At 52.0% G+C, this 9071-nt stretch carries 9 protein-coding genes and 1 pseudogene; 3 read left to right on the top strand and 7 right to left on the bottom strand.

All coding sequences use genetic code 11. The annotated features are described in order from the left end of the window. The first annotated feature begins 239 nt into the window (after window positions 1-239). The 3 genes from ACZRMS_RS23795 to ACZRMS_RS23785 all read left to right on the top strand — a co-directional run bounded on the left by ACZRMS_RS23795 (window position 240) and on the right by ACZRMS_RS23785 (window position 3936). Window positions 240-1871 carry a TnsD family Tn7-like transposition protein gene (locus ACZRMS_RS23795; RefSeq protein ID WP_230679714.1) on the top strand — a complete coding sequence of 544 codons (1632 nt, stop codon included), beginning with the start codon at window positions 240-242 and terminating at the stop codon, window positions 1869-1871. Between the two features lie 186 nt (window positions 1872-2057). Further along, window positions 2058-2390 (top strand): DUF2790 domain-containing protein, encoded by a 333-nt coding sequence (locus ACZRMS_RS23790; RefSeq protein ID WP_326427927.1) that lies wholly within the window; start codon window positions 2058-2060, stop codon window positions 2388-2390. A gap of 220 nt (window positions 2391-2610) precedes the next feature. Continuing rightward, window positions 2611-3936: an OprD family porin gene (locus tag ACZRMS_RS23785; RefSeq protein ID WP_047303454.1), complete on the top strand. Its 1326-nt coding sequence runs from the start codon at window positions 2611-2613 to the stop codon at window positions 3934-3936. Between the two features lie 433 nt (window positions 3937-4369). Here the strand turns inward: ACZRMS_RS23785 and ACZRMS_RS23780 are convergent, their stop codons facing one another. The 7 genes and pseudogenes from ACZRMS_RS23780 to ACZRMS_RS23750 form a co-directional block, all read right to left on the bottom strand. After that, on the bottom strand, window positions 4370-4837 hold the full coding sequence (locus tag ACZRMS_RS23780) for a DUF411 domain-containing protein (RefSeq protein WP_326427862.1): 468 nt from the start codon (window positions 4835-4837) through the stop codon (window positions 4370-4372). Then, the gene (locus tag ACZRMS_RS23775; RefSeq protein WP_080963950.1) at window positions 4827-5642 is read right to left on the bottom strand and encodes a c-type cytochrome; all 816 of its coding nucleotides are present in this window, start codon (window positions 5640-5642) and stop codon (window positions 4827-4829) included. The genes ACZRMS_RS23780 and ACZRMS_RS23775 overlap by 11 nt, the downstream gene beginning before the upstream one ends. A gap of 9 nt (window positions 5643-5651) precedes the next feature. Next, complete coding sequence (locus tag ACZRMS_RS23770; RefSeq protein WP_047303452.1) at window positions 5652-6626, bottom strand: copper resistance protein B; 975 nt, start codon at window positions 6624-6626, stop codon at window positions 5652-5654. 190 nt (window positions 6627-6816) lie between these two features. After that, window positions 6817-7653 (bottom strand): annotated as a pseudogene (locus tag ACZRMS_RS23765) (ParB family protein); the annotation flags it as partial. Window positions 7654-7667: 14 nt separating this feature from the next. Further along, the gene (locus ACZRMS_RS23760) at window positions 7668-7877 is read right to left on the bottom strand and encodes a hypothetical protein (protein WP_096143078.1); all 210 of its coding nucleotides are present in this window, start codon (window positions 7875-7877) and stop codon (window positions 7668-7670) included. A gap of 70 nt (window positions 7878-7947) precedes the next feature. Then, window positions 7948-8790, bottom strand: coding sequence for a ParA family protein (locus ACZRMS_RS23755; protein ID WP_096143079.1), 843 nt, complete (start codon window positions 8788-8790; stop codon window positions 7948-7950). Between the two features lie 4 nt (window positions 8791-8794). Further along, a complete protein-coding gene (locus ACZRMS_RS23750) occupies window positions 8795-9025 on the bottom strand; it encodes an AlpA family transcriptional regulator (RefSeq protein WP_070411909.1) in 231 nt (76 codons plus the stop codon). Window positions 9026-9071 lie beyond the last annotated feature (46 nt).

Raw genomic sequence — 9071 nt, 5'->3', positions numbered from 1 at the left:
GGCGTATTCGAAATCGGAAAAGCTCATCTGGCTCATAGGCGGCTCGGATCAGGTGGTCAGGCGTATTTCAGCACATTTGAAAACTTGTTCGGAGATTCCTTAGATGAATTCACTACGATTAAAAGTTGAGCGGCTGGGTATCATTTGCAAATCGATACCGGATACAGAATTTGACGGGTTGCATATATACTGCCCCCGGATGCATATTCTCTTCGAGCCCTACCTTTAATCGGTAAATGATGTCTGATCTATTGTTTTTCCCCGTGTCGATGCCGGATGAAATGCTGCACTCTCGTCTCACCCGATATCACTATCTGTCAGGCAACAGAACCGCGACAGAAACCTACCGCGATTTGTTCGCATCGAAACCCTTTTGCATTGGTGGCATCGTACCCAATCAGATCGAGAGGCTCGCCCACAGACTGCCGGGGCAATCGGAGAGCAATCTCGCAGAGCTGATCAGTAGCAATACCACTTTTCCTGCTTACCGACCTTTTCTTGGGGTTAAGCAGGGTCCGGAGAACAACGTAGGACCGCTGGGTTATGACGGGGTGGTACGGGTGCCCCGCAGAGAAGAGTCCACCCATGGCAAGGCTAAGATTTGTCCTACCTGCGTTCAGGAGGATTTGATTGATCGGGGTTCTGCCTACTGGCATCGATCTCACCAAATACCCGGTGTTGCCGTCTGTTGGCGTCATGGCGACGCATTGATCCATGCCTGCCCCGAGTGCTCTCGCCCGTTCTACCGAAAATTGAAGCTACTTCCCAATCTGACTGAGCCATGCGCATGCGGTTGGAGCCTCTTAAACAGCGCAGCGACTCGCAAGGGCTCAAAATTGGAACAGAAAGTCGCCCTGTTCGCACACGATATCTTGCAACGCAATATTCCTCCGATAGGCAGTACGGTATTAAGTTCTTGCTACGTCCGCCAATGCAAGAAACGCGGATATATTTTCGGAAAAAATGCAGGTATCGCAAAACTATTCGACAGCATCCAAAGCGCTTACGGCGATGAGCTTTTGTCGCAGATTGATCCAGCCTATAACACCGGTAAGCATGAGCAATGGATCCGGCTAAAATCAGACAAAGGTCAGCTAAATATGCCGCTCGCGCGACATTTGATCATTGCTCTTCATTTGTTTTCCAGTGCAGATGACTTTGAAGAGGCTCTGAAGAATGAGTCTATTCTGCTGAGTGCCTCTGTTTCTCCGCGAGCGTCCAAAGTCGAAGAATCGCATCCTAGCCAAAAAACTAGGTATCGCCAAAAAATTGAGTTGCTTTTAGCGCTACGTAACGACGCCGATGTCGAGTACCTCTGGAAGAAGGCGTACAAACCTACGCAATGGATTCTAGAGCATGATAACGCATGGTTAATGGCAAAACTCCGTGCACCTAAAAAAGTTGCAGTTACGGTCGAAAAGTCTGTCGACTCAAGAGACGGCGCGTATGCGGCCCTTATCGAAGCGGGCGTAGATGAGCTATATAAAGTTACGAAAGATCCGAAGAGAGTGAACATTCGGAATTTGCAATCGCTACTCCCAGGTTCGTTACCTCATGAGCTGGATCTACGCAAGCAGAGGTTCCCCCTTACTTATCAACAGATAAAGATTCATCAAGAGTCAGTATGGCATTTCCGTCTAAGAACTTTGGTATGGACTGTCTCTGAACTCATCCGGATGAAGCTCCCGGTGAATTACTCGACGGTAAGATTGACTTCAGCGGTAGCAAGCAAGGTTTTCCTGGTATTTTCCAGTTTCTTCGAGTGGGATCTGACAAGCCTGGAAAAAACCGGAGTCGACGCGGAGGCCTTGCTCAGATCTACCGGCGTATCGAGGAATTGGGAGGGGCCACCGGTTCCAATAAGCTTTTGAGGTCATCTGTGTTCCGTCAGCGTCTGCCATCCTTTGGTGATAACAAAAATGCCATCTGGCTTGAAAGCGTAAACGCGGAGTAGGGTTCACCTTTCACATTAGTAACCTTCGCGGCAGCTTTCTGAAAGCTTTCACTTGTTACTCTTTAACTCAGAAAATTGAGCTTAGGAGAAAATCATGAAAGCAATGACAGCAGTGAAAGCGTTTTGCGCCGCTTCGATTTTGACCTTATCTTCATTAGCCATGGCTGAAGGAGGCGGTGACCGCGTGTATGGTCGGATGATGCAAGAAAACCAACAGGCGATGGAGCAATATGCCTTAAGAAATGGTAAGGCCGTCCCTGAAGTTGTTCATTATGAATATGGTATGAACCTCGATATTCAGAAGGTGGTCAGTGTCACACAGGCCAACAAAAACTGTAGTGTTGCGCCTTCGCGCATGACCTATGAAGATTCGGCGGGCAAGCTTAATACCGTGGAATACAAGATTATGGGTACCGACTGCCCACATGGAAGTTAGCCCCTTAAGGTCATGTCTACATCAGATCATTCATTTACGCTTTTTAAGCATGCTTGCTGGTCGCTGACATAGAAGTAATTTTCAGGTCACGCTGGAGTTATCTTTTGTATGAAATTATGTCTGCCGGCACGTAGAGGGAATTCCTATGTGCCGGTGGCTTTTTATAATGATAAAAATATTTCATAAAGAAACTCTGCCAAGCTAAAGCCTGGAGTGTTAAATGAACAATAAAAGCTTTTATGGTCTTTCTCTCATTGCCCTTGGCATGAGCATGGGGCAAGTTGCAGTGGCTGTTGAGCCAAAACCTGAGGGATTCATTGAGGGAAGCACCTTTAGCCTTCTCAATCGTAATCTCTATTTCAATCGTGACTATCGAAAGGGCCAGTCAAGTCCTACAGGCAATGGCTACGCTGAAGAATGGGCTCATGGGATTATTGGACGTTTTGATTCGGGCTTTACCCAAGGCACCGTCGGATTCGGCATTGATGCATTTGCAATGGTAGGACTCAAGCTTGATTCGGGTGATGGGCGCTCGGGGACTCGAAGCTCAGTGGATGTCATGCCCTACAACAGCAAAGGCCAACCTGAAGACTCTTACTCAAAAGTAGGCGGAGCCGCGAAGGCTCGCTTTATGGATACGGTGGTCAAAGTAGGAGACGTATTTCCATCCACACCTGTCGTGGCGTATGGCGATTCTCGACTGCTGCCAGAGAGCTTTAGGGGGGCAACGTTCACCAATACCAGCATTAAAGACCTGACCATTCAGGGGGGCCGGCTGCATGCGATGAGCCAACCCAATTCGAGCAGCATGCGTGACGGCTTTTCGACTTTCTATGCCGGTGCTGTTGATGCTCCGTGGATTGCTTACCTTGGGGGCGATTACACCGTTAATGAGCATGTTGGTGTGAGTCTTTACGCCAGCCAATTTAAGGATGTTTGGAATCAGTATTACGCAGGCACTTCCTTGAGCTACCCGCTCTCAGAGAGCGTCGCGTTGATCGGTGGATTTAATTATTACCGCGCGGTCGACGAGGGTAAAAAACTCCTAGACAGCTTTGATAACAATATCTGGAGTGGCAAAGCCGGGGTCAAATTCGGCGTCCACACGGTGACCGTTGGCTATCAGCGCAGCAACGGCAATGACGACTTTGATTACCTGCGCCAATCGGACTCGATTTTTCTGGATAACTCCATCCAGTACAGCGACTTCAACTCACCGAAAGAGCAATCCTTGCAGCTACGCTATGACCTGGATATGCAAGCTTTTGGCATTCCGGGCCTAAGCTTCATGACTCGCTACGCGAAGGGGTGGGACGCTGATTATTCCAACGCGAACAGCGTGTACATGCGTCGCGGAGCAGATGGAGCGCCCTTGCAAGACCAAAAGCGGTGGGAGCGAGACATTGAGGCTAAGTACATCATCCAGTCAGGCTCTCTGAAGGACATGTCACTGCGTGTTCGCCAAGCAACCACACGTGCTACCGATTTCGAATCTGATTTGGACGAGGTCCGACTGATTGTCGAGTACCCACTGCAACTACTTTAACGAGCAATAACCTGCGGCACCAATTGTTCGACTACCAGGTACACCCCGTCTCCTTGTTTCTCCTTTGGTTTGGGAGGCGGCTTAGGCGCCCTAGTGGCGCCTTTTTTTATGTGGATTGACATAAGGGCGGGACGTTCTGTTGTCAGTACCTGTGTTCGCCCCGCTAAACCTGCCATCTAGGATCTTTTGATCCGTTGACAGGCAACTCCATTCATAACTGAGACTGAAGGTGCAGAGTCATCGTCGATGTTCACTTCGACTGCGTGCGCATCGTTTAGTTGAGGGCGTTATAGCGTGGGGCTGAGGGGAACAGCAGGAGAGGCGGCCAACAGTAGCTCATTGTCTTGGCGTGTTGCTGAGCGCGAAATGGACAGTATTGTCCCGCTGCATGGCTATGTCGCTAACCATGCAGGGACAGGATTGAGGGGCTAGATTATTTTCCGGGGTATTCAGCAATGACCTGGTCTGCGCCTGCTTTGGACAAGCCGATGACCTTATAAGCGTCATGTTTCCCGTCCACTTCCATTCCTGGGGAGCCGGCCGGCATGCCTGGAACGGCAATCCCAAGCAGGTCATCACGTTTGCTTATCGCAATGATTTGCTCGGCGGGCACGTGACCTTCAACAAACTTTCCATTGATCATTGCTGTGTGGCAGGACGAGAGTCGTGGAGCAACACCGAGATCCTGCTTGACCGCGCTCATGTTGGTTTCTACATGATCAACGACGGTGAAGCCGTTAGCTTCAAGGTGCTTGATCCACTTCTTGCAGCATCCACAGTTAGCGTCACGATGGACGTCGATCGTCAACGACTCTGCTGCATGACCAGTTGAACTGATAAACAGAGCCGCAAATGCAGCGAGGCGAAGTGCCCGACCGGGACGAAGAAAGTTATTTCGCATGGGTATGTTCCTTCCCATCAGCGTGGGTATGAGTTTTTGGCTGAGTGGCCGGAGTTGCAGGGGCGTCATGTGAAGCCTCCACAGCTTGAGGATGGGCGTGTTCGGTACTTTCATCCTGAGAAGGCGCTGCGGCCGCCTCATGGGCATGAGCGCTGTTTTTCTCGCCATGATGGTCGCCTGCCTCGGCTATCTCTTCGGCTGCACCCGCATCATGATGCCCCGCGATAGCCCCTTTTTGGCCCTCATGCTGGCCTTCATGGTTATGCATTTTGCTCTCGCCGCCACCGTGTTGATGACCACCGCTGCTGGTTGCTAGAGCTTTGTATTGCTCTGCATCCAATGAAGGCAATTGCTGGAGAAAAGCGACCATTCCCCATATGTAGGGATCGGCCATGCTTTTACCCCAAGCGGGCATGCCTGTGGATTTGATTCCATGCTTGATGATCCAGAAAGCTGCGGCAGGGTTTCCATCAACGCCCAGTTTTGAAAGATTTGGAGGTGCAGGGTAAAGGCTATTGCTTAACTCGGTTCCTGCAATACCCGGAGCCAGATGGCAACCGATGCACATAGAGTTGTAGTTGCCAGCACCTGCGCGGATGAGAGCTTCTTCGCTCAGGTCGGGGACTTTAATGTCGCGTGAGCGCACTTCGATCGAGCGGTCCCGAGCGGTGGAAAGTAGGGCTAAAACGGGATCGGAATGTGGTTCATCCGCCCCAACATTGATCACACCAAAATAAACCACGCCGGCACCTGTTATTGCGGCAACCACCCCGGCAGCAGTCAATGTTTTCAATGTTCTTTTCATGTCAGGCTCTTAAAACCACATCCGAATACCGGCGACAAATCGCGCCTCGTTCGCATCCTCCCCTTCATCGCTGGCCAGGTCTGCCGTATTGCCGTAGGAGCGGCTCCAGCTAACCCCGATGTAAGGGGCAAATTGGCGAACAATCTCATAACGCAATCGGAGCCCTACTTCGGTGTTTGCCAATCCAGACCCAATGCCGCGCTGAGGATCATTTTTTCCGTAAAAATTGGCTTCGGCCGTCGGCTGCAAGATCAGGCGATTGGTCAGCAGAATGTCATAGTCGCCTTCCAATCGAGCAGCGGTTTGACCGTTCTCACCGATGTAGGCAGTCGCTTCGGCCTCGAAGTTATAGAGGGCCATGCCCTGAATGCCAAGTGCGGCCCAGGTTTGAGGAGACCCTGGTTTGAAATCTTGTCGTACACCGGTGACGACGTCCCACCATGGTCCGATGGAGTGCCCCCAGAGCGCGGATAATTCAGCGCTCTCCGTCACGCCATTGGTACGTTCGCCTTCCGAGCGCAACCACAGTCGATCAACGTCACCGCCGATCCATCCTTTTGCATCCCAGGCCAATGCACTACCGTTGTCAGCATCCTGGTACTCAAATTTATCCAGTAGCATGAAGGAGTTGAGTTTTTTGTCGTGGACACCATGACCAGCGACATCTGGAAAGGCGGCTGCACGGTCGGCGTCGGTAAGTACGGGGACTGGGGTTCGACTGGTCGCAGTCGCCCCTCCATCCATACTTTCCATTCCGTCCATTTGCCCGTCATCCATATTCATCTTGCTGTGATCCATTGCCGCCATCTTGCTATGGTCCATAGCTCCCATTGAGCCGTGGTCCATCTTGGAGTGATCCATCTCTTCAGCGGCGTGAACCACGACAAAGAAAGCAGGACTGGTAGAGACTGCCAGTGCTATCAACGTTGGGCATAAAAACTTACTGGTCATGATCTCAATCTGCCTTTTTGGTTTTTTGGTCATGATCCATCGACTCATGGCTCATCTTGCTGTGATCCATTGATCCGTGATCGGGCTTTGATTCGTTTGTCGCAGTTGCAGGCTTGCTCGTTGCTTCCGCAGGAGTAGCAGGTGAATGAACACTACTATCTTCGACTGCCAGCGCCACGGACGAGAGTCCACCCATCAAGCCGACGGCAAAGAGGCAACCGACCAGCGATTTACGATTTAGGGACTGTCCGAGTAAGCGGCTCATGCGTTCGAGCAGTTCATCTTGGACTCGCTCAAGATCAAAGGACTCGGGGTCGGCATCAAATTGGCCCAGGGTGTCGAGCCAAAACTCGGGGAACGCAATGGCGTCAGTCGGATAACGATTCCAGGTTTGTTCAGCCTGGCTACGCAGAGCGATCACGCGTTCAATTTTGGGTTTACCCAATCCGGCATACAGGGTATGTGGGATGGCGGGCAGTAGGTATTCGAGGGTGTCGAGCATCCGGCTGATGTGTGACTGTGAAATGGGGTAGCCCCCAGCGGCAAGACGTCGCGCCAGCTCGCGTTGCGAGAGCGTTGCTCCATCTGATTCGAGCATGGTTTTGAGTTTGGCTACTGCCAGAGCACGTTCGATGAAAGTGAGTTGGCCGTGCAGATCGCTTTCGGCCAGATGGCCGAGTAGGGTGGTGACTTCATTGCTCCAGGGCCGGAACAGGCAATGAATGCGAAAGAAGCGCTCGTCGCGGGTTTCCTGCCACAGCTCGCCGAGAATCGCCAATCGCGTATTACCGCCGTTGCGGATGATGAAATAGGTTTCACCCGGGCGGCGGGTAATCGGCGGTGGTTGATCCAGCCCGCGTTCACGGATCGAGGCTTTTATATCGTCATAAAGCGGATTGCGGATGAAGCGTGGGTTGTGCTCGTAGGGCCGCAACTGCTCCAGCGTGACCAGCATAGGGGTGTCGATGACTGGATCGGATAGTCGCTCCAGTTCTGGACCCCGAGGAAAATGGTCCTGGTGCAGTTTGTCGGTGATCTCCTCCTGACTGAGCTTCTTCATTTGAACAGCCTCAGTTAACGCCGGTTACGCAAATGGTCACCGACCTCAAACTTAACGATCTCGGCTGTTCCCGAACCTTCGAAATACCGAGACAGTTTCGCGAGAAACCAACCCATGGCCGAGCGCCCACGCTGCAGGCGAAAGACCACAGTGCAGTACTCTTCACTAGGTGGATGATCTTGCCGAATGGATGGCTGAACGATGATGGGAAACTGATCCAACATCCAAAGACTCCTCGCCAAACGCTGTTGGCCTCAAGGTTGAACAAACAAAATACCGTCTTCGGAATTCGCCTTATCGAACCTCTGCGTATCTACTCAACCTAGAAATCGCTTCGCGCCATTCCGGAAACAACTCAATAGCCAGCGCTTGCATGGTTTCCAATGCTGAGGACGAGCGTCGTTCACGTGACTGGCGAGTCTCGATACGGTGGGCTGGTAGACCAAGGGAGGCGGCATTGAGATAAGCCACTCGGTCTGGAACTACGGTGTCTAGAACTGAGATGTTGGTCACCTTAGCGAAGCTTTCACGCAGGCCATTGATGATCATCCGGCTGTCTACCCGATTGGCGTTCACTTGGTTAAGCAATAGCCGCAAGGGTGGCGGCGAAATGCCCAGGTGACTAAACGGTTCGAGCTCACTGAGCAGCTTCAAGGTACCGCGGCGCAGTTCGCGGGCCGCGAGCATTTCCGGAGTGATAGGGGAAAGGGCGAGATCGGAGGCTAATAGGGCCACCTCCAGCAGGACGCTGCGTGCACCCTGCGTGTCGATCAACAGCAGGTCATAATGGGGGCGCAATATACTTAACAGATTGCGCAGCCGCAGCCGTCCATCCGGGGCGTGTATTAACAGTGAGCCAAGTCGGCCTTGGTCATCGTTGGATAGGATCAGGTCAAGTCCTGTAATCACTGTCTTGGAAATGAACTGCGCAGGGGTTGTTAAGTTGAATGCGATGAACTCGTACGCACCCACATCAGCCTTCTGACTCAAGGCGTAATAGCTGGAGAGGGTGGGTTGGCTATCCAGATCGAGTAGCAGAACACGCAGACCCGCATCTGCCAATAGACCGCCAAGGTTGGCGGCTATTGTGGTTTTGCCTACCCCACCTTTGGTGGAGACCACCGAAATCACACGCATGGCATCAGGCCAGTTTATCTAAGCGTTCAACGACCCACTGCTCAATCTCCAGCGAGTCCCAGCCGACCGCACGCATGCCAATGCGTCTAGCCTGAGGAAATTTACCTTCCTTCATCAAGTTGTAGATGTGGGCACGCTTGAAACCGGTTTTACGCTCTACCTCGTCGCGCCGCATGATATGACGTTCGATTTGTTTTGGCGTCGCAGCAACGGTGGGGGAGGATTGATGGGACATGGTGGTCACTCCTAGAGCCAGATGGCGTTGGGTGGGAAGTGACCTG

Source organism: Pseudomonas sp. B424 (assembly GCF_055408345.1).
This window is presented reverse-complemented; position numbering and strand designations above follow the sequence as displayed.